Origin of the sequence: Sulfidibacter corallicola (assembly GCF_017498545.1) — a bacterium.
Lineage (GTDB): Bacteria > Acidobacteriota > Holophagae > Acanthopleuribacterales > Acanthopleuribacteraceae > Sulfidibacter > Sulfidibacter corallicola.
Window position 1 is genome coordinate 1095769 of record NZ_CP071793.1, and the last position, 20547, is coordinate 1116315.

The following is a 20547-nucleotide window of genomic DNA, read 5'->3' on the forward strand; positions in this document are numbered from 1 at the left end:
TGCCTCGCGTTGATCAGGGTCGGTGGTGAGATGCAGGGAATTGGTGAGGGGGTGTCACAACTCGCCAGTCCCGGTCGATGTCGCGCACTTCCACGAAAAGCCAGGGGGTGAGCGATGCACCACAGTGGGCGCAGTCCCGACCCATCACGAACAGGGATTCGCAGGGGGCGTGGCAGGTGGGGCAATGTGGTTTGCGGTACAGTGCGAGGCCCGCGCCCAGAATCAGGCCCCAGGTCAGGAGCACGAAAATGAGAACCGCGCATAAGTAGGCCATGGCGAACATGCCGATCATGACTTGGTTCAGGGCCAGGTTGGGATCAGGGGCATGCGTCATGGTCGCGGTCATGCTGGAGTACCACCATTCGGTGCGGCTGAGGCGGAGGCCGAGAAAAGCGCCGTAAGCCGGCCAAAAGAAGGCCGTCAGAATCAGGGTGGAAGCCCATCGAATGGCGCGGCGGAGCCATTGGGGAGATTTGGTTTCGGCGCGGGTACCCAGCAGGGTTCGAACCGTGAAACGCAGGAGTGTCGCCCAAACCCAAATCAGGATCCAAAACCCGACCAACCACAGAAGGTGCAGGAGAAGAAGCGAGCCGGAATCGAAGCGCCCGATGTCGGGAAGAAAAAAGGGCGTCGTGGCGACGAGCCCCGAGAGGAACCACAGGGATGGTCGCCACAGTGCCGTGTAGCCCCAAGAACCGGGGCCGTGAAGGACCAAATCGGCGACCGCCTGTTTCTCGACCTGGATGCCGAAGCCACGCGTGACGAGGTGTGTGAGACCCCACATCACGCCCAGGGGATAGAGCGTCGGAAGGCCCAGGTTCAGTACAATGTGACCGGCCACGCTCGTGAGGCCGCGTAGCTGGGGATGCCAGGCTCGCGTTGCCTCGGCGAGCGCGAGGTAGCCCTCCATGCCCTTGGCGGCCAGCCAAAATTGGGTGGGCAACACGAACGTGGCGAGCACAAACGAAAGCAGGCCGAGAAGGAATCCGCTGGTAAAAACCGTGGTTGGGTCGGTGCGAAACAACCGTTCCGGGTGGTGCAGGATGGTGAGGCGCGCTTCGTGGCTCGGATGGAAGTCCCGGGTGGAGCGCAGGATGGCAGGCGTGTGTCGCAGCACGAGCCGGCCAAGCCAACTTCGGAACCCTTCACCGGCCTGGCGCGCGGCAGGGGACGCTTCAGGTGGCGACACCGAGAGGAACGCGATCAGGGCATCGGCGCGGTTCCAGGTGACCACGCGCCAATCGGCGTAGTATTCGCGAATCCGGATCAGGCGCCAAAGGATCAGCTTGAGCACGACATACAGGGCGATGGCCACGATGAGGATCCGAAAGAGGTTCGCGCCGAAATGGGGAGAGAGGTAAACCAGGGGCAGCCAAAGCAGGGCAAGGAGCAAGAGAGCCGGAATCGTGGTGTGGAGCAGGGCCAGGCTCCATTCGCGGGTATCCACGTCGCGATTGACGACATGTCCCATTTCATGGAGGATCAACGCTTCTCGGTGGCGATTCCAAAACACCTCCTGCCAGGTCGGCGGACCGTCGAGGAAAAGGACCGGCCGGCGACTGGACCCCAACACCACCCCGCCCAGACTTCCGCCCTTGGTGGCGAGGTGGGGGATTGGGACACCCAACTTGTGCGACACCGTGGCCACGAAGCGGCGTAGCCGGGGGGCGCGGTCGGGTGGCAGGTCCCGAGCGTCATGGTCTCGAGCGAACCGTCGAACGTGTCCGCGCACCCTGATCCAGGCCACCATCTGCCAAACGGCCAGGGAAGCCAGGGCGACCAACATCAGGTTCTCCAGGGCTGCGATCAATGAACCGATGGCGGTATTCCGGTGAGGGAGGTGAAGGTCGTCGAAAAACAGCAGCATGGCGGGGCCGCGCGACCGAGAAACCAGAGAATCGCCCAGGTGGGCGAAATCCAGGCCTGTCCCCCAGAAGCCCAGCATGATACCCGACGTCCAAAAAACGGTCATGGCGATGAAGGCGATCATCGTGAACATGTGTCGGGTTTCCGAAGGAAAGGCGAATGGATTCAAACGCCGTTCGCGTGCATCCCGCGACGGGTGTTCCACCGCCTCGCGGCAGCCCGTCCCCGGTGCAGGATCCACAGGAGGCACGGTTCTCGGCTGCTCGGAAATTCGATCCGATGTCGCTGCATCCGAGGCTCCGGCCCGGCTTTTTCGGCGTGTCGTTGCGCCGCCTGTCCCTCCGTGGCTTCGCCCTATCAACGTTTTTGACCTTCGGCGGCGAGGGTACGGTCGCGGACGGCCGTGGCCGCTTCGGCGATCGCCTCCGCCCTGTGCGTCGCACGCGCCGAACCGACGAAGCGGGCAATTCGGCACACCTCGGCGCCCGTGATGACCGGTCGCCCCGTGGCATCCATTGGCGAACTCGGTTGCGATGTCAGGATGGACGCCGCCAAGGGCACCAAAGTGAACACCAAAGGGTCGAAAACACCGACACCTCCGGCGTGCTCCTTCGTGTCGATCTTCATCCAGGTGCCTTCCACCGCCATCTGGATCACCGGACCCGCGAAAATCTCGGTCAACTCGGTTTCCAGGGGCTCGACGAGGGTCACGATTTCGAAAACCATTTGTTCCACGGCAGCCCGACATGCCGGATCTCGCAATCTCCGCATCTCGTCCTTCAACGCCATCGCCACCTCCCGACGTGCTCTTCTCGAAAGGTGGGAAACCCAAAGGGTCGGTCCGTGCAGAAAAAAGCGTCGCTCCTGCACGGATCTCTGCGAAGGGGTTCTCTACCTTCATCGACACCCTTCAGGAGGAAACCCCATGCTTCACATACTGTCGGTCATTGCCTTGTTCGGGTACAACGGCTATCCGGATATCAGGGACATGTTCCTCAAATCGTTCAACGCCAAGGTCGTGGTCACCATGACCCATCCGCCGAGTCTTCGTCTCGACATCCAACGCGTCGCTATCAAGGGGGCGGGAGGTCCTTGCGTTGACGAGGTTTTGACCGACCTCGCCGATCAGTTTCTGGACAACGGAGTCGAAGTGCTCGACCGTGCCAACACGGAAACCATCCTATCCGAAATCGATTTCGGCGCCAGCGGCTACGTGAATCGCGACACGGCGCTCCACTTGGGCGAACTGCTGCAAGCCGACGCCCTGGTGCTGGTCAAGGGCCACTATTGCAAGACCGAGCATCGCCGCGACAGCAACAGCTACACGGACAAGAAGGGCGTTCGCCACACCACCTATCGGGTATACACCGACGGCCATTTCAAGGTGGGCGTGCAAATCATCGATTTCATGACGGGACGGTTGTACGAAAGCGAGATCGTGGAGGGCAGGAGTATCGCAAGTAATTCCAGCAGTGATGGATACCCTTCCTATCCCTCCAAGGTCGATGCCCGCAATCGAGCCATCGCCGATGGGATGGCGCGCCTGGCCCGCATGTTCTTCTCCTGGCAGGAGCGGCGCGAGTTCGTGTTCTTCGACAACAAGAAGCTCGGTTTGAGAGAGGCGGCCAACCTGGTGCGCATCGGGGAATACCGCGAGGCACTGGCGCGAGCCCGCATCAGCGCGGAAGCCGCCGAAACGTCCCCCAAGGTCAAATCCAAATTGAAGGCGAGAGCTCGATACAATTTGGGTATGTGTCACTTCATTTTGGGCGAACACGACCAGGCCCTGACACACCTGACCCGCGCTTACCAGATCAGCAGTACCAAAGTGTTTCGTGAGGCCGTCTTGGAATGCAAGCGATCCAAGCAACTGGCGGAACAGGTGAGCGCGGCCCTGGATCTTCGCCGAGGCGCGGAACGCGAGGGCGGTGGGCGCGATCCAAACCGGTAAGGGCAACCGCTTCGAGCCATCCGGGCCCCTCCTTCGGGCGACAACGCGTCGCTGGCGCGTTTCCGAAGCGGGACGGGAACGGTAACCGACTTCGAGCCTCCGGGTGCTCCCCGCCACACGAATCGCCGGCGCGTTTGCGCCGTGGGCGCCGTCTTTTGGCCGCGCCCATACTTGCCGCCCGGACACGACGGTGCGATAACTCCGACCCTCCATCTCGGCGGGTCGGGTTTCGTCGTGGCCGGGCTTCCGCTGTCTTGTCGACGTCGACTTTTCCCATACCGTCAACCCCTTTTCAGGAGGCTACGTCATGGCCGCTCCCACGGATATTTTATTGGTGCAACTGTTTGAAAAAGAACCCGATCAGCTCGATCGCGGCATGCTCGCCGAGGAATTGAAACGCGTAAAGCGTGGTGGTTCCATGGGGAGTCCCAAGCAGCGATCGAGATACAACCGGCTCAAACCCCATTTTGCGGCTTTACAGGATCTGGTCGAGGACGAGCGGAAGTTTCGTGTGGCCTGGGCGCGTGCCTGCCGACACTGGCGCGCGGAACGGGAGCGGGAGCGACGATCCCGGATTGAAGCCTTGGAAAAATACCTGGCGCCGCTGAGGGAAGACGGCTTCGTGCTCTCGGCGATTTTCGACGAGATGGCGCAACGGTTCGCCGATCTACATTCGGCGGAGGAGCTTCGGAAAGTCCTCACCCAGGCCGGGGTACGGGTGGGCAGCAGGCCGGCGCCGGATCCACGGTTCGATGTGGCGCCTCCGCCGCAAATGGGTGAAATCGAACGGCTGCTGCAGAGTTTGGGCATCTCGGATCTCTATCGTTTCCTCGACCGGCCGGAGAGCTGTCCCACGAAGGAACTGGCGCGGGCCGCCGCCGACCTGAGTCGCACGCTTCTGACGCAGCCCAATTCGGACGAAAACGATCGGCGCAGCCAATTGGCGGGCTGTGCCCTGGCGGTCTTTAATTCGGAACCGATTCGTCAGGCACACGACGTGGCCCTACTGCGTCACCGCTTGAAACCATTGGTGGAGGAATTGGCCGCCGCCAACCATCATCGCAGCTATGTGGAAATGGAACAAATCGAGCGCCTCGTCTCGCGTTGCCGTACGGGGGGAGGGGACCCGAAGTTAGCTCGGGCCTTCCTTCTGGACCATTGCGCGCGCGCCACGAGTTGGGAGCTGTTACCGGCCCGTCCCCGTGCGAAAGCATCGCGCCGGCCGGCGCCGAACCCGCCTTCCCAACCCAAGACGGCATCCCCTGGTTCGGCAGGCGAAAAGGACCGACCCCTGCCGCCCACGGACCTGGTCGTCCGATCGAGGTCGTATGGGATGAAGCTGGTTTGGCGTGCAGCGGCCCGGCGCGATCGGACGCGCTACCGAGTATTGCGCAAACGCGGCTCGGCGCCTGGGCATGAAACGGATGGGGAACTCTTGGCGGACCTCGCCCAGAACAGGTTCGAAGATCGCGATCTTCAACCGGGCGACGATTGGTTCTATGGCGTTTTCGGGGTGCGTGGGGAGAGATTTTCCCGAAAGGCCGCCACCAGTGGGCCCCATCGGCTGGCAGTGACTTCCACGCGGAGCGAAGCGGAAACCTCCGGACAGCCTGACCGACCCTCGCGGAAACGTCGCTCTCGGGGGCCGTGGGTGCTCTTGGCGTTGGTGGTGGTCGGGGTCCTCGGCCTTTCCTGGTTTTCGACGAGGGAGCCTTCGAGCCCCACCCCGGCACAGGTTTCCGCAGACTCCGATCTCCCGAGGGCGCCTGGGTCCCAGTCCCAGGCGACCCACCAAGCGAACCCCGACCCAGCGGCAGTTTCGTCTGCGTTCAACGCCACGTCTTCGGCTCCCGAATCTCGGCCCAAGCCGAAACCGGCCGAGACCGGCGCTCAATTCGGCGGCGCGCAACCAACGCCCCCAGTCCAATCCGCGGACGCCGCTGCACCGGCCAGGCCTGTGGCTCCCCGCCCACCCGAACCGCGCCGTCTTCCGGACGTGCCCACCATCGCTCTGTGGGTTGTCGGGGATCCGAAACTGGTCTCGCTGGTGGAATTGGAGCTGGCTCAACAACTGCGCAAATCGCGATACCGCGTGGTGGGTTCCCGTGCCGTGCGCCATCATCTCGGCGGGTCCGATCATCCCGATCTTCAAAGAGTGGCCTCCGCCTTTTCGGAACGGGGCGCACACTTGATGGTGAACGTCCACATCGAGCGTTTATCCGAACGCCAGCTCAATTTTTACGGGCGAAAAGGCACCGCCTATGTTTCGGCCATCGACATCGATTTGATCGAGGCTTCGGCCGGCCAATTTGTCCAAGCCTCCAGTTCGGAACGAGTGACCTATTCCGAGGTAGATGTGGACCGTGTGGTGAACCGTCAAGTGGCGCGCATCGAAACGCAATTGAATCAAGACATTCAGGCGAGCTGGGGTGCGATTCGCAAGGGTCTTTGACGGTTTTCCCAGATCCACGAGCGAACGTCGCCCGCCGCACGCCGGTATGGTTGTCATCCTTCCAGAAAGTTTGCGCCGGCACCTCTTCGATCGGGCCGGGAAACCGGTGGCGAAGATCCCGCACCATGCCGGATCTCGATGCCTCGACCCTCCTCAAATCAAGGACTGAACTCGGTGGGCCCGTGATGGGCTTCCGTGTCGCGATCGAGATCCGTTGGGGGCGTCCCCATTCCTGAACCGAACGAGTGCCGCTGGGACCTCGCACTTGCTCGACGGAGAACCAAGGGATTCTCGGCAGGTCCCGGCGGATTCAACCCATCTTTCGAGCCTGCTTCCCAGGGTGCTCTCTCTTGAAACGAATCTGTCTGGAGTGCCCTAAAGTCGAGAGATTCGTCGTGCCCGGTAGGTCCAGCGGGCGGTAAGCCCGCCGGCTGAACTCGCCGAAGTGATCCACGCGAGGAGTTCCCGCATGCTTTAAGGGTCGGCGCGGCAGTAGGTTGGCCGGCCCGGCCGACACTTCAAAGCGATCAAGGCTTCGAAAGATCGAGTCGTAAAAGAGCGAAGCAGATAAGTCGGGCCTTCGATCTCTCGATGGCGCAAAATATTTCTGCCAAGTCGCTTCGATTGGTTGAGCAAGCTGCTCAACCTACAGGTTTTGCGTCACTTACGAGCATGTGAGCTCCTCGGATCGGCTCGCTTCGCGTTGTTTCTTTCTCGAAATCAAGCTGGGCGTCCGCCCCGTTTGTTCGTGGCTCTTATGAAACAAACTCTGTAAAGGTCGAAGGTAACGCTAAAAATATCTGGTGGAACAAGCTGCGTTTGGAGCGCCCGAATGCGGAGAGATTCGTCGTGCCAGGTAGGTTCCGCAGGGGCGGTAAGCCCGCCGGCTGAACTCGCCGAAGTGATCCATGCGAAGAGTTCCTGCATGCTGCGAGGGTCGGCGCGGCAGTAAGTTGGTCAGGGGCGGTAAGCCGGCCCGGCCGACACTTCAAAGCGATCAGGACTGCGGAAATTCAGAACGCCGAAGAGCGAAGCTCCAATAAAAACAGGAGTTTCGGAATGTGCGACCAGCGGTCGCACCTACCGGGCACCACGTCCCTCTCACAAATGCGGGAACTCCCGAGCGATCCGCTTCGATTGGTTTCCCACTTGAAACCCGGTGGCCGGTGTGCCGGTGGCGACTCCGTTGCCAAAAAAAATGCCCGAACCGTGAGGGGATTCCCCACGGCTCGGGCTATTGACGGCATCGTCCCCGCTCTCGCCGACCCTCGTCACCGAAGGGGCTGCCGTCGCGTGCGAGGTACGCCGGTCACGAGGGTTTTCGCTTCAGGAACGCCTTCAGGGTCACATTCGCAACGCGAACGCTTTGACCGTCATCCATCTGCCGTTCGATGCCCGAATCCTGGTCTTTGACGAAAATGCGCTGGTCCTTGAACGTCAAGGTTTTCAATACTTCCGACTTGTCGTCGCCGCTCCGGACGAAGATCTCGCAGTCCGGCGTACTGCCCACCCTCAGCGGGTTTTCACCCAAATTGATCTTGGGTACCTGGTTCATCATCACGATCGAACCCGATGCGGCCTCGGCCGAAAAATCGCGGTGTACCTCGATCCACGCTTCGCGCGCCACTTTCTCCACCAGGCCGATCGCCAAGCCCAACAAGACCCCTTTGAGGGAATCACCCAGCGCCGCGGGAATCGAGATTCCCGTTGCGAATCCGCCCAGGAATCCCGCGATACTGCCCGCGATCAGGGCCCGTTTCATCGGCAGGTTGGGGATCGATCGGGAAATGAAGGCCGCCAGGACCAGGCTCTCGGCGGTCCAACCGGCGATGTGCGCCATGGTTGCGCTTTTGAAAAGCATGCCTTCGATGGTGGCCAGCGTCACTTTCACGATCACCAGGGCCACACCGCCGAGAAAACCTCCCAGCGTGGCGTAACCCACGGCCGTGGCCAAGGCGCGGCCCGCCGTTTCCAGCCGCTGCATGTACCAGTTTTGGATGACGGCGACCGTTCCACCGATGGAGAACCCGATCCAGGCGACCCACACGGCCGTGTATAGCGTGCCCGCCATCAGTCCCGAACCTTGACGCGGAAAGGGATTGGCGACTTGGCCCCACAAGGAGCCGATGAAAGCGGCACACGGCGATGCCAAGGCGAAAAGCATCCACTTTTCCAAGTGCTGCACTTTTTCCAGTTGGGCGCTGACGGTGCGGACCGCGCGCAGATAGTAAACTTCCACGAATTCCTCCCTCGAGAGCGTCTCTCCCGATGTGTCCTCGCCCGTTCGACGGGTGCCGCTTCGGACCCGGGCCCCGGACCGAATCGTTGGTCCGGGGGTCGGCGGCACCGGGCGTGGCCATGGGGCACGACCGCGCCGTTTTCGTCGTACGCGAGCTGAATTGCTTTTAGGAAACCGCCATGGCCAGGTTGCGGCTCTTCGCCTGGGAGAGCTCTTCCTCGTTCATGATGGCCGCCGTCAACCATTCCGCCTGAACTTCGAGGCCGCCCGTCAAATCCTTGCCCTTCATCGAGAGCAATCCGTCGGCACTCAGGTCGAAGGTAATCTCCACGGGAGCCCCTCGTTTCATGGGTTTGCGGAAGTCCAGCACCGCCTGGCCCACTTCTCGGCAAAGGTCCTCGCTCACGGTGCCCTTCGATTCGTCCTGGAGGTTTTCCATGCACACGAGATCCGCCTGGGTTTGCCCGTCGTTCTGGGTACCGAACTGTTGGCTGGCCGTGGTCGGCACGCGATCGTTGACATGAATCAGGTTGGCCACGGCCTGACAGCCGCGAACCGGGTCGTAGACACGCACCCCGAAGCTCTTCGACGTCACGTTGGAAATCACCTTGTCCACGATCTTCTGCAGGCCCGGCAAGGTCAGGCCGTGCTCCATGGCCACCTCTTCCTTGGCGCGTTCGACCGTGGAGCCGCCCAGGGCGAGATCCACCTGTTCGGTGGCCTGACCGGTTTCCGCCGCGACCTTTTCCTTGATCTGCTCGTCGAGCAGGCACTTGAAACCGAAGACCGCGGCTCCTTTCGCCACCGCCTGGTTGGGATCGTATTGCGCGACCTCGCAATCGAAATGGGTGCCCACCGTATCGATGATCTGCGGCATGAAGGTCGAGCCGCCTACCAGCAAAATCTTGTCGATCGTGGAAAAACCCGCCTCTTTGGCCTTTTCCAGCTCTCCTTCCGTGAGGCTGATGGTTCGTTCCAGGTAGGCGCGTGTGATCGTGTCGAAGGTTTCGCGTGTCAAACGCACCTTGCTGCGCTTGCCTGCGAAACGGACCGGTTCATCCACCGAGGTCCGTGTCGACAGGGTCTTTTTGCAACGCTCGGCCGCGTTCAGCAGCTCCTGGTAGGTTTCCAGGTCTTCCAACAGATCGTCGGCGGGGATGGCGTGTTCCTTTTCGAATTCGGATGCGAAATACGCGACGATCGCCTCATCCCAATTCTTTCCGCCGAGCTGGTGGTCTCCGCCGGTACAGATCACGTTGATTTCCTGCTGTTTCACTTCGATGATCGTGACATCGAAGGTGCCGCCGCCCAGGTCGTATACCAGCACCACTTGATCGCGTTCCTGTTCGATTCCATAGGCAAGCGCTGCCGCGGTCGGTTCGGGAATCACGTAGAGCACGTTCAGTCCCGCCAGAATTCCGGCCTGTTTGGTCGCTTCCTTCTCCTTGACTCCGAAGTAAGCCGGGCAGGTGATGACCACGTCTTCGATCGGCTCTTCGCAAGTCAGAGCCGCGTCGGCAACCACTTTGCGCAGGATGAACGAAGAGATGTCCTGGGGTTTGTAGGTTTTGCCATCGAACTCGAACTCCCAGTTCTCGTCGCCCATGACGCGTTTGACGGTCGATACGCAGGCTTCGGGCTCGACGGCCGCGACATCCTTGGCCGATTTGCCGACGACGACCGTGTCGTTGTCGAAATACACGACCGATGGGGTCGTGAGATCGTGCTCGCTATTGGGGAGAACGATGGGCTTACCGTGCTCGTCCACGTGGGCGATGCAACTGTAGGTCGTGCCGAGATCGATTCCGAAAATGTGTTTTTTCTTCATGACGAACTCCTTGTTTTCGATGAGGGTGTGGGTGTCGGGCGGTGAGCCGCGCTGGGGTTGGTGGGTCCTTGTGGGGTGACGGATCGGTGAAGGGAAGCCGGGAGGCTGGCCCGCGACGAGGGCGAGGCTCGGGCAGCGCCCGTCGCGTCAGTCATGTTCGGAACCGGCCGGAGCCAATTGGCCCATGAGGTACCCGCTTGCCCAGAAGTACAGCGGGGCGGCGAACGCCGGGAAGAAAAGCAGCCAGGGGAACCCGAGTTGGCCGAAGAAGATGCCGATGCCCGCCATTCCCAGCCAAATCAGCCCGATGAACAGGGTCAACTTGATGAAGGGAATGGGTCGCGACACGATCAGGTGCAGGTTGGCAGGCACGTCGAGAATGGTCCAAATGCTGTCGCGATAGAGCGCGCGGGCCTTTCCGGATTGATAGATCATCCAGGGAAGGATTCCGAACAGGCACAGCAACAACCCGTTGTAGCCGTCGCCCTGGGAAGGCTGATAAGTGCCTTGTAACCAGTGGACCAATCCCATGAACATCGAGCCGATTTCCGCTGCTGCGAGGATCGCGAACCCGAACAGGGGAACCAACGCGTAGAGGCAGGCGATGAGATTCAATCCCAGGCCACGCCACAGGTACCGGCCTGGGCTCGATTTGGGCCAAACCGGCTTTTTGCCGGTGAATGCGTTGCACATGAGTTCGTGGCGCCATCCCAACAGGAGCGGGACGTTGAAGCCCGGAATACAACTCACGAGCATCAGGGTCGCCACCTTGGGCACGGGTTTCGGCTGCTGCAGCGGGAGGAACAGGGCTCCCAGAAAGTCGGCCTTTCGCCCCGGGTCGGGTTGAACGGGGCCGCGGCGGACTGCAGCAGGCCCATGGCCGGACGCCGTGGACCGGAGATCCTCGGCCGGTGACGTCGATGGTTCCGATCGCTCGGACCGGCCGTCCCGCCGTCGGGTCACATCTTTGGTTTCGACTTGATCGACCGTCACCGTCAGGCCCAGTTTGCGCGCGTGCATGGTCAAGCCGCGCCTGGCTTCTTCCGGATCCAACCCCTTGGTTTCGGCCGTTTCGGCCAAGGTTCGAAGTTGGCTGGTGGTGACGTGCCCCGCTTTCCCGATCACTTCCAGTTTTTCTATGTAGGGTCGCAGGGTGGCTTCCTTGAAATAGGCGCCGTAACCTCGGCGTCCTGATTCCTCCCGAAAAAGCGTGACGCACAACGAGGCCAGGGCACTGCCCGCCGAGCTGACCGGATCGATTTTGCCCTGTCGGCGGAATTCGGCCTCGCGATCTCGTGCGCGGCGCGCCAATTCCTGCCTGGGTGCGTCCGGAGACACGCCCAGGAATGCGTAAAGGTTGGGTTGTCCGATCACGCCCAACTGCGCAACGATGGCCCGCTGGGTCGTGGGATCCAACCCATCGGAGTCAGTGTCCAGGTGAATGTTGGCCGCCTCCATGGCCGCTCGCACGCTCCCTGCGGGTAGGCGATCGGAAAAACGCGTCTCGAGATCCGCCAACTGTTCCGCGGAACAGCAACCGTCCAAGGCGATCAGCCGAACCCATTCGTCGAGATCCTGGCGCGCCTGGCGGGCAACCTCCCGTTTGGCTTTTTCAGCTCGGTCGCGCGCCTGCTTGGCCGCTGCTTCCCGTGCATTGGCATCGAGCAGCACACGCTTGATTTCCGGTATCAAGTCCAAGTGGGCTTTGGCCTTCAAGCGCGCTTTCGGGGCGCCCATGTTGGCCTTTCGGCTCCACTCCCGTTGTTTGGCCACGATGGCCCGATCGATGACCGTCGGGTTGGACTCACCGTGGTCCAACTCCAGGAGTTCGAAAAAATGTGAGATGTCTTGGGACATGTTGTTCCTCTGGTTTGGTCGATGGGAACGGAGCTTCTACGCCGTGCGATGCAAGGGGAGAAGACTGGACGCATGAAGGGTGTGTGACGGTTTTCCGCAAAACGTGGAGACGGGTGGGCGAGACCGTGCCGTTTTTTTTCGAAACAACAGGTTTCCCGTGAGTGTGGAATTCGCGTTTTGGCCGGTCCAGGAGCGCGATGGGGCCTCATGGCTGGCTCGAACCTTCTCGGCCCCGGTTTTCTTGAGGAACCGGGCTTAGGCGTGCGGATTCTCCCGGCCGATCTGGCAACTTGGGGGAGCTTGTCCGGTCGCGATCTGCACGTTTTCTCTTCAGGGGTGACTCAACCGTTCACAAGCTCTCTCGCCGATTTTCGGTGTACGGGCTTGTCGAACAACGCCGGCGCGAAGGTTTTCGCGCGCTCGAGGAGTGACCATGTCCGCAACCCAACCCATTCAAAAAGATGGCAAGGGCGATCGCCTCGGCCAATTGAAAGACCTGTTGGCCCAGAATCTGTCCAAGCTCATCGCAGGTTTCCGGACGCTGTCTCGCGAAACGCAACCAACCGCTCTCGAAACCCACCACGGGAACGGGGCCCGACCTAACGAGGAATCCGAAACTACCGTTGGCGAAACGCCGTGCTCGGCGACCGAAGCAAGCCCGCGACCGGAAGTTCCGGTCGAGCTGGTCGGGCCGGGCCCCGAACCCGTGGCCGCCGCCCGATGCGCGTCCGAACCAGAGCCCGGACCGCAAAGGGACCATGCTGGACCGGCGCCCTTACCGGTCTCCGAAACCGAAGAGGACCGTCCTCGACCTCCCGCCGAATCCGATGAACTCGACGCGGTCACGCAAAGCCAATCCGATACCTCGAGCCGTCACGTCGTGGCCCTCGTCATGGAAGCCATCGACACCATGTTGGACATGAAATCGGAACGGGTGGCGGATATTTTCGAGAAGAGATGGGCTCTGGATCGCTTCAAGGAAGCCCAAATCGATCGGCTCCACCAGGAACTGACGGAACACAAACAGAACCTCCTCGCAAAAACCAGCCGGCCCTACATCAACGGCATCATTCGCATGCACGACACGTTGGGAAAAATCCGCAGCGATTGGGTGGCGCGGCCCGAGACGGAAGTGACGGTCGCTCAATGGACGACGCTTCTCGAAGAGTTACAGGACGACTTGGAAATCCTGCTTCAGCACCAGGGTGTCTGCCTGTTCCGTGAACCGGAACCAAAGTTCAATCCCCACCGGCAAACCTCGCGGCGGACGACACCGACCACCGACTCTGAATTGGTCGGCAAGATCAGTTCGGTTTATCCCGGCTACGAGCAGGACGGCATGCTCATTCAAAAGGAACGGGTCGATGTCTGGGTGGCAGCGAAAACGGAGGCGTGATTTCGGCGACGCGCCGGAATTCTCGCGAACAAAGCCACCCGATCGACTTGGTTGAACCCCACCGCGAGCCATCATTCGGGAAGAACGCCCGTCCATCGAGTCGGACCTCCTCGGTGGGGTGGCTCGATGGTGCGGGAGCCCCGTTCGGGTGCAACGAATGGGCTTCGGTTGCAAGGGGAGAATGCGACGGCTGACACGACTTTAAACAAACGCTAACGCAAAGGTGCTACCGATTCAGGAAATGGAAGATGAACACGATATGCCGAGAAAAATGCTTTGACTTGGTAGAGTAGAAAAGATTTAATAATGAGAAAAAATCGATAAAACGTTTAATTCAATGTTTTCATGTCACGATCTCCAGCTCTCCGGATCACCAAGGGAATGAACGAATCGAATCACGCCACTTTCATCGAGCAGCTCCGAACCTACTACAAGGTCGTGTTCAGAGTTTTTTATTCCCGCGGCTTCTCGGTGGACGAAAGTCGCGACCTCACCCAAGATGTGTTTCTTCAGGCCACGCGCAGTATTTCCCGCTTTCGTCACGAGTCCACCCTCAATACGTGGCTCTACAGCATCGCCATGAACATTCTGAAGAACCGCCTGCGCTATGAACACGCCAAGAAACGAGAGGCCGACATGGTTTGGCTGGACGATCATCCGCTCGACCACCCGGCGCTCCAGATTCCCCAATCCCAGGAACTCCTACCGGACCGTCAACTCTTGAATGCCGAGAAGGTCCAGTTCATTCGCAAGACCCTTCCCGAACTGCCAGACCGAATGAGGGCGTGCTGCCACCTGCGGTTTTTCGAACAGCAGAGTTATCAGGAGATCGCCTCCCATCTCCAAATCACGCCTGAAACGGTGCGCTCGCAAGTTTCGCAGGGAATTGCGAAAATCAGAGCCAAGTGGCGCCTCGCCGATCGATATTCTTTGGGAGAGGAACTCGATGAAGCCTGAACCCGATCGTAACCCCGCTTCCGGAAATACCGGGCCCGAAGCGGACCCTTTGGGTTGGCGTGAACCCGTGGCGCCCGATCTGTTGGTAGACTATCGGGCCGGTCGGCTCGAACCTGAGCGAGCCCGAGAGGTCGCTCGCCGGTTGGAGGAAGATCCGGAGTCCGCGCGCATGCTCGCTGATTTGGAGGGATTCCTCGATCCCGAGGCAGTGGCATTGCCGGAGGTGGATCCCGCGGTTCTGGAGGCCGGTTGGCAGGAGACTCGGGCCATCCTGGAAACCGAGTTGCGCGAAGCGGACCTGGCGCCGTCCATGGAACGCATGCCGACACCAATCGCCGCTCCGGTGGAGGACAAGCCGCGAGGGTCGCGTACGTTGCCTTTTTGGCCGTCCTTGGGCGTCGCCGCGATCCTACTGATCGCGCTCGGTACCTTGATCCTGATGAACCTGGGCCTTCGCGAGGAGCTCCAGCGCAGAGATCGGCCGCGTCGTATGGGCGACCCGGTTCATCTCTACGAAAACGATTCGGTCGTTCGGGGCGAAGAAAACCAGGTGGAAACCTATCGCGTCCCGAAGCACACCCGCCTTTTCCCTTTGGAACTGTTGCCTAACCAAGTGGCGGACCAGGCCAGGTACCGTCTTGCATTCCATAAAGAAGGGCGCCTGGTCTTGGCGGAGGAATTTTCGCTGAACAAGGATGACCTCGTACGGTACTTGGTGGCGCGGGACTTTTTCGGGGCGGGCACGCTGGAAATTAGGCTGAGTCGCATGCATGACGGCGAATGGCGGCCCATTATGACCCATCGACTGGTGTTCGAATAAATGAGACCTCGCCCCGAGGATGATCGGCCCGGGGTTTGGCCGTCTTCCTTCGGGTTGCGTCGAATTTGGGTTGGGGTGTTCCCCCTGCTTCTTTGGCTCGGGTCCTTCTCGAGTGCTGAGTCGTCTCGCACGATCGTGTTCGATCACTTCGAAGCTCTGCCCGAAGCGGCGATTCCGGTGACGCTGGTGCGGGGGGAGTTCCTGGTGGCCGAGGCAATTCCGCAGGGGATGGACATCGAGCTCCGACTGCACCGGTCCGGAGGGGAGCCACTGGTCGTCACCGACACCCAAACGGGTGGCGACGGTACGGAGGTTTTGGTGTTCTTTTGCGATCGAGACTTTCGCGGGAAAGTCGTTTTTCGGGCGCATCCCGACACCTATGGCCAGGATGCGACCTGTCGCGTGACCTTGGCTCGGACTTCCGATATCCCTGAAGAAACGTCACGGACGCTGGCGGAAGCGTCTCGCTTGGGATCCGCGGGGGGGCACACGGGACAGGAGGGGCCGGAAGGCCAACCCGGGCCGACCATCGCCCAGTATCGGGAGCTTCTGGCAAGGCTGGAAACCCTGGATCATCCATTGGCCGCTCGCCTTGCGATGCCCTTGTGGCGGGAACTCGGCCGGCGGGCGTCGCAATCGCCGGAAACCCGCGCGCTGGCCCGTTCCAGCCTGGCAAAGTCCCTGGCCTTGGCGCGTACCTGCGCAAACGACGCACTCGTCCTGGAACTGTTGTCGGAATGTGGCGAAGCCGCGCGAGCGGTCGCACCGCTCGAGGCGCGTGCATGGTTCCAGGAGGCCTTGGACCTCGCCAAGGTACATGGCTGGATGCGCCGAACGGCCATCGCCCACAACGATCTGGGCACCCTTCTCCACAGCCTGGGTGACATCCACGAAGCCTTGTACCATTTTCATCATGCTCTCGAATATCACGAACGGCGGGGTCCGAGTCGCGAGAAAGCGATCATTCTCTACAACTTGGGTAGAGCCTACACTTGGCTCGGCCTTTCCCGAGATGCCGTTCCCTATCTCGTTCAGGCCCGTGACATCCATGCGGCTCAGGGCAATGGCCGCAGTATGGCCAACACCCATACCATTCTCGGTACCGCCTACAGCCAAGCCCGCGACTATGATTCGGCCGAACAGTCCCTGCTGGCCGCCATCGCTCTGCGAAAGAAACAAGGCAACGTCCTGCAATTGGGCGTGCTCTGGGATCATCTGGGATCCGCCTACCTGTTGAAGGGAGATTCGGAAGCCGCCGCGCCCCACTTTCGGAAGGCATGGCAAACGTTTTCACGTTTGGGACGAGAAGATTTTGCGGCGATCACGGCTCTCAATCTGGCCAACGTCCACCTCGAACGAGACAGGCCCGATCAGGCCCTGGTTTTCGTCCGTCGAGGCCTGGACACCCTCGCGCGTCGGAGTGCTTCCGTCCCGCTCGCCCAAGCCCATTACCTGCATGCCGACGCCCAATTCCGCCTTGGTCGGCACGAGGAGGCCCGCGAGAGCATCGCCACCGCGATCGACCTGGTGGAGCGATTGGGCCGCAAGGGGTACAGCTTGAATACCGAGCTGCCGCTCTTTGCCTCGAGACATCAGTATTTCGAATTGGCGGCCGCCATTTTCCTGGCATCTCATCACGAACATCCCGATAGGGGCTATCGCGAGAGGGCCTATTCCTTTGTGGAGCGCGGCCTGGCTCGGACCACGGTGAGGCGGATCGCACAGCCGCCCGAGTTTCATCCGGCCACGCCCGAAAAACGAGCGCTCGCGGCCGAACTGTTGGAGGCCGAGGATCGCTATGGTTCCTCTCGGGCTGCCGGATCGGATGAATGGTTCGGGTCGGCCGAAGAAGCCGAACGTTTGCGCTTGCTTCATCGGTATCGAATCCTGACCGAACGCGATGCCAAAAACCAACGGACGCAGGCGGCCGAAACCTCCCGGTTTGGACCCGAACAGGCCAGGCGCCTGCTGCGGCGCGACGATCTCTTGGTGACGTACCACTTGAACGCTCGATCTCCCGCGGTTTGGGTGGTGGGCCGCGATGTGTTCGAGGTTCACCCTCTGCCGCTGTCTGTCGCCGAACTCGAGGTGGAAGTGGCCCGGTTCATGGACCTTCTGAGGGATGGCAAGAACCTGTCCGGGGCTGCGCGGCTTTCACGTCAAGCCCAGCGATTGGGTTCGGCGCTTTTGAAACCGATCGCAGAACACCTGCGGAGCCCCCGCCGGCTTTATGTCGTGCGTCACCGTTTCCTCCACTACGTGCCCTTCGAAGCCTTGGAGCATCCCGTGCTCGGCAGGGGACCTCTCATCGAAAAGCACGTCGTGGCCTACGTGCCCTCGGCATCGACGCTGGCCGCACTTCGCGAGCGTCATTCGGCGGTTCGACCCGCAATGCGTCGGGGCGCCCTGATCCTGGCCGATCCGGTCTACGGCGATTCGGACCCCCGTTGCCGGGTCAAAGCCAGTCCCGGAAGAACTTCCGCGTCTAAGCGGGCGGATCCATCTTCCGAAACGAAGTTACCCCGTTTGCCCCAGTCGCGCCGGGAGGGCCAGGCGATCCGGGACCACCTGGGCGAGGAGGCCGTCGTACTTACCGGGTTTGCGGCCAATCGCGAGGCCTTGATGCGTCGTGAGGGTGATTATCACCTTCTCCATCTCGCGGCACATGGTCGGATCGATGCAACGCAACCCGAGTTCTCGAGCCTGATCCTGAGCCGGCGGGACGAGCGGGGCCGCAGGACGCCGGGTACCTTGCCGGCCTTTCAGATCGAACACCTGCGCATGCGTGCGGATTTGGTGGTGCTGAGTGGTTGCCAAACGGCCCTGGGCGCGCCTTTCGCCGGTGAGGGGCTGTTGGGTTTGACGCGAGCCTTTTTCACCTCGGGTTCCCGCTCCGTGGTGGTTTCCCAGATCCAAGTCGACGATTTTGCCACCGCCGAATTGATGATCACGTTTTACGGACATCTCTTTGGCGATGGACCCGCCCATATGGACGCCGCTTTGGCCCTGGCCCAGGCCAAACGGGATTTCCGTGCGAAACCGCGGTTTGCCTCTCCCTATTTTTGGTCCGGCTTCGTGCTTTTCGGTGACGGTCTGCTCAGGGAAGACCCGGAATAAGTATTCGCTCTGAACAAACACGGCAGGTTGGCGACTTACCATGTGAGCGGTCCCAAATCGCAAATCCGATCTACGGTGTGGGCCACCCAAGGCTCCGGCCCTCGTGGATCCAAGCATTGAAAAAGGAGATCTCCATGTCCCAACCTCCAGCGCATCCTTTCCAAGATCCACCCGTTCCGCAGGCCGGCTATCGAGAGGAAACGAGTCCGGGTCAGACGGCTCGGCCCCACGAACCGGAGCCCCGACCCAAAATTACCGGACTCGATGTGAACGGTGCGGCATCTCGGCCGCCAACCGGACATCACGATCCCCATGAACCGGATCCCGATCCCAAGCCGACCGGTCTCGACTTACACGCCGAGGATTGAGGCCCGTTACGGAACCGGACGGAGCCCGGGTGGGTGCTCCGTCCATCGCCATCTGGGTGCATCGAAGGCGCTACGAGCGAGACCCCTATCCGTTGTGGCTTGTTGGACGCGCCCGCTCCGGTCGGCACAGGCGAACGGCCGGATCTCCCAGCACAATGGTATTGCGGGCATCGTCTTGGGCTTTCCAGTAGGCGCAAATACGCTGGGCCAGCTCGGGTCGATCGTCGGGCTCGAGCAAGTGGCGATTCAGGCGTGCGGCCAAGACCGCCTGTCGTGCATGTACCGTGGACAGGGCCGAGGACACCGTTTTCCCGTTCAATAAATCCCATACCACGCTGAAGTAATCGGTTGCGTTGCGTGCGATGTTGGGCGCGTAGTAGGAACTCTCCCATGTTCGTTCGACATGTGCCACCACCGCCAGGGCTCCGGATCGACCGTTGCCGAGAAGCGCCGTGGGCAATCGGGCCATGAAGGGCTTCGGCGCGAGAGCCCTGGCGCCCGTAGATTCGGGATCGTCGAAAGCGAAATGATCCCAGGCCGGACAGCCGGCCCCGTAGCAGGTGACCAGGAATGCGATCAATCCCGCGAAGTCCGCTCCGGGCAACAGATCTTCGGCGCCGAAGAATTGGTGCGGAACCAAGCCCCTCGACCAAGCTTCGCGACCGGGCCAGTCGGCACACACGAGGCTCCCCTGACGCGCCCGTTGCGACGCATGTCCCGGACGGTAGACCACACCATGGGTCACGGTGAACAATAAATCCGGGGTATCGGGTCCACCGAGGAGATCCACCAACCGCTTTTTGAGGGCCGCCTCGGCGAGTGTCGCCCGGATGTGCCAACGGCGACGGCGAGCTTCTCGATGGTGGCGCAACCAGTCGTGTAGCGGTTCCAGCAAGTGCCGCAGGCTCAACCAGGTGGCCCGATCGCCTGGATGGCCGGGGCCGAACAGGGCCGTCGTCAACCCGTGCGGTGATCGGACACCGTCCCAGGTGCACACCGTGTCGGCATAGTGCGCATACGCGTCCACCGAATCGAAGGCCAGGCGGCCCACGGCGAATTGACTCTGTAGGTCGAAATGAAACGGGAACGGAATCGACTCCGGTCCGCCGATCAACAGCAGGTAAAAGGGCACTCCGGCGCTCGGGTCCACCGCTTGGTGGCCCACACCGTGGTATTCCAGGAAATCGGATGCGGTTCGATAGGTGCGACGGAATCCCCGCTCGCCCCGAAACACGATCGGAGGACGTCCCATTTCGGCGGCTCTCTTCGCCCAAAGGGGTTCCAACGCCTCGAGGATCTCGTCCGTCCTGGGGTCGTCCTCGGCGAACAGGAGACCCCAGCCCGCATCTTCCAGAGATTCCGGGTCCAACCCGCTCATCAGGCCCCGCTCGCAGACTGCCGATTCCCGCGGCAACCGTGTCCGTGTCATCAGATTTCGTATGACGGGCTGCGTCGTGGTCGACTTCAGTTTGGCGAAAAGGGACGCCGTATCGACCATCGAATGATAGGCGCCCGTTTCGGCTTCCAACGCCAGGCACGGAACCGTCCATTCTCTTTTCCTCATGAAACACCTCCATCGGCCCAAGTTTGGACACCGATTCACGGCAACCGTGCAGGCCCGCCCGATTCGTCTCCACGGATGTGATGATTTCGTTACCAACCGTCACGACCCCCTTGGTCGAAATTCGATGGGTCG

The 20547-nt window shown here is 61.2% G+C and carries 13 protein-coding genes; 7 read left to right on the forward strand and 6 right to left on the reverse strand.

Annotation, left to right across the window (positions count from 1 at the left end):
• Positions 1 to 13 precede the first annotated feature (13 nt).
• Both J3U87_RS03190 and J3U87_RS03195 read right to left on the reverse strand, forming a co-directional pair.
• Positions 14 to 1999 (reverse strand): M48 family metalloprotease, encoded by a 1986-nt coding sequence (locus J3U87_RS03190; protein WP_237381582.1) that lies wholly within the window; start codon positions 1997 to 1999, stop codon positions 14 to 16.
• 224 nt (positions 2000 to 2223) lie between these two features.
• Positions 2224 to 2655 carry a hypothetical protein gene (locus J3U87_RS03195; protein WP_237381583.1) on the reverse strand — a complete coding sequence of 144 codons (432 nt, stop codon included), beginning with the start codon at positions 2653 to 2655 and terminating at the stop codon, positions 2224 to 2226.
• 136 nt (positions 2656 to 2791) lie between these two features.
• Between J3U87_RS03195 and J3U87_RS03200 the strand changes: the two genes are divergently transcribed.
• Positions 2792 to 3817, forward strand: a complete 1026-nt coding sequence (locus J3U87_RS03200) for a tetratricopeptide repeat protein (protein WP_237381584.1) — start codon at positions 2792 to 2794, stop codon at positions 3815 to 3817.
• A gap of 307 nt (positions 3818 to 4124) precedes the next feature.
• On the forward strand, positions 4125 to 6269 hold the full coding sequence (locus J3U87_RS03205; protein ID WP_237381585.1) for a hypothetical protein: 2145 nt from the start codon (positions 4125 to 4127) through the stop codon (positions 6267 to 6269).
• Between the two features lie 1309 nt (positions 6270 to 7578).
• Here the strand turns inward: J3U87_RS03205 and J3U87_RS03210 are convergent.
• The 3 genes from J3U87_RS03210 to J3U87_RS03220 form a co-directional block, all read right to left on the reverse strand.
• Complete coding sequence (locus J3U87_RS03210) at positions 7579 to 8508, reverse strand: hypothetical protein (protein ID WP_237381586.1); 930 nt, start codon at positions 8506 to 8508, stop codon at positions 7579 to 7581.
• 166 nt (positions 8509 to 8674) lie between these two features.
• The gene (locus J3U87_RS03215) at positions 8675 to 10336 is read right to left on the reverse strand and encodes an Hsp70 family protein (protein ID WP_237381587.1); all 1662 of its coding nucleotides are present in this window, start codon (positions 10334 to 10336) and stop codon (positions 8675 to 8677) included.
• A 147-nt stretch (positions 10337 to 10483) separates the two neighbouring features.
• Positions 10484 to 12193, reverse strand: coding sequence for a DUF4013 domain-containing protein (locus tag J3U87_RS03220; RefSeq protein WP_237381588.1), 1710 nt, complete (start codon positions 12191 to 12193; stop codon positions 10484 to 10486).
• 433 nt (positions 12194 to 12626) lie between these two features.
• Between J3U87_RS03220 and J3U87_RS03225 the strand changes: the two genes are divergently transcribed.
• The 5 genes from J3U87_RS03225 (at position 12627) to J3U87_RS03245 (ending at position 18851) form a co-directional block, all read left to right on the forward strand.
• Complete coding sequence (locus J3U87_RS03225; RefSeq protein WP_237381589.1) at positions 12627 to 13589, forward strand: hypothetical protein; 963 nt, start codon at positions 12627 to 12629, stop codon at positions 13587 to 13589.
• Positions 13590 to 13970: 381 nt separating this feature from the next.
• Positions 13971 to 14546 (forward strand): RNA polymerase sigma factor, encoded by a 576-nt coding sequence (locus J3U87_RS03230; protein WP_237381590.1) that lies wholly within the window; start codon positions 13971 to 13973, stop codon positions 14544 to 14546.
• Entirely contained in the window at positions 14536 to 15366 is an 831-nt protein-coding gene (locus J3U87_RS03235) for a hypothetical protein (RefSeq protein WP_237381591.1), read from the forward strand. Before J3U87_RS03230 ends, J3U87_RS03235 begins: the two co-directional genes overlap by 11 nt.
• A 135-nt stretch (positions 15367 to 15501) precedes the next feature.
• Positions 15502 to 18483 (forward strand): CHAT domain-containing protein, encoded by a 2982-nt coding sequence (locus J3U87_RS03240; protein WP_237381592.1) that lies wholly within the window; start codon positions 15502 to 15504, stop codon positions 18481 to 18483.
• Positions 18484 to 18617: 134 nt separating this feature from the next.
• Entirely contained in the window at positions 18618 to 18851 is a 234-nt protein-coding gene (locus J3U87_RS03245) for a hypothetical protein (RefSeq protein ID WP_237381593.1), read from the forward strand.
• A gap of 85 nt (positions 18852 to 18936) precedes the next feature.
• Here the strand turns inward: J3U87_RS03245 and J3U87_RS03250 are convergent, their stop codons facing one another.
• Positions 18937 to 20415 (reverse strand): hypothetical protein, encoded by a 1479-nt coding sequence (locus J3U87_RS03250; RefSeq protein ID WP_237381594.1) that lies wholly within the window; start codon positions 20413 to 20415, stop codon positions 18937 to 18939.
• Between the last annotated feature and the right edge of the window lie 132 nt (positions 20416 to 20547).

Coding starts and splice junctions, on each gene's coding strand:
- J3U87_RS03190 (WP_237381582.1), bottom strand. CDS start 1,999: ATGTTCACGATGATCGCCTTCATCGCCATGACCGTTTTTTGGACGTCG.
- J3U87_RS03195 (WP_237381583.1), bottom strand. CDS start 2,655: ATGGCGTTGAAGGACGAGATGCGGAGATTGCGAGATCCGGCATGTCGG.
- J3U87_RS03200 (WP_237381584.1), top strand. CDS start 2,792: ATGCTTCACATACTGTCGGTCATTGCCTTGTTCGGGTACAACGGCTAT.
- J3U87_RS03205 (WP_237381585.1), top strand. CDS start 4,125: ATGGCCGCTCCCACGGATATTTTATTGGTGCAACTGTTTGAAAAAGAA.
- J3U87_RS03215 (WP_237381587.1), bottom strand. CDS start 10,336: ATGAAGAAAAAACACATTTTCGGAATCGATCTCGGCACGACCTACAGT.
- J3U87_RS03220 (WP_237381588.1), bottom strand. CDS start 12,193: ATGTCCCAAGACATCTCACATTTTTTCGAACTCCTGGAGTTGGACCAC.
- J3U87_RS03225 (WP_237381589.1), top strand. CDS start 12,627: ATGTCCGCAACCCAACCCATTCAAAAAGATGGCAAGGGCGATCGCCTC.
- J3U87_RS03230 (WP_237381590.1), top strand. CDS start 13,971: ATGAACGAATCGAATCACGCCACTTTCATCGAGCAGCTCCGAACCTAC.
- J3U87_RS03235 (WP_237381591.1), top strand. CDS start 14,536: ATGAAGCCTGAACCCGATCGTAACCCCGCTTCCGGAAATACCGGGCCC.
- J3U87_RS03245 (WP_237381593.1), top strand. CDS start 18,618: ATGTCCCAACCTCCAGCGCATCCTTTCCAAGATCCACCCGTTCCGCAG.
- J3U87_RS03250 (WP_237381594.1), bottom strand. CDS start 20,415: ATGAGGAAAAGAGAATGGACGGTTCCGTGCCTGGCGTTGGAAGCCGAA.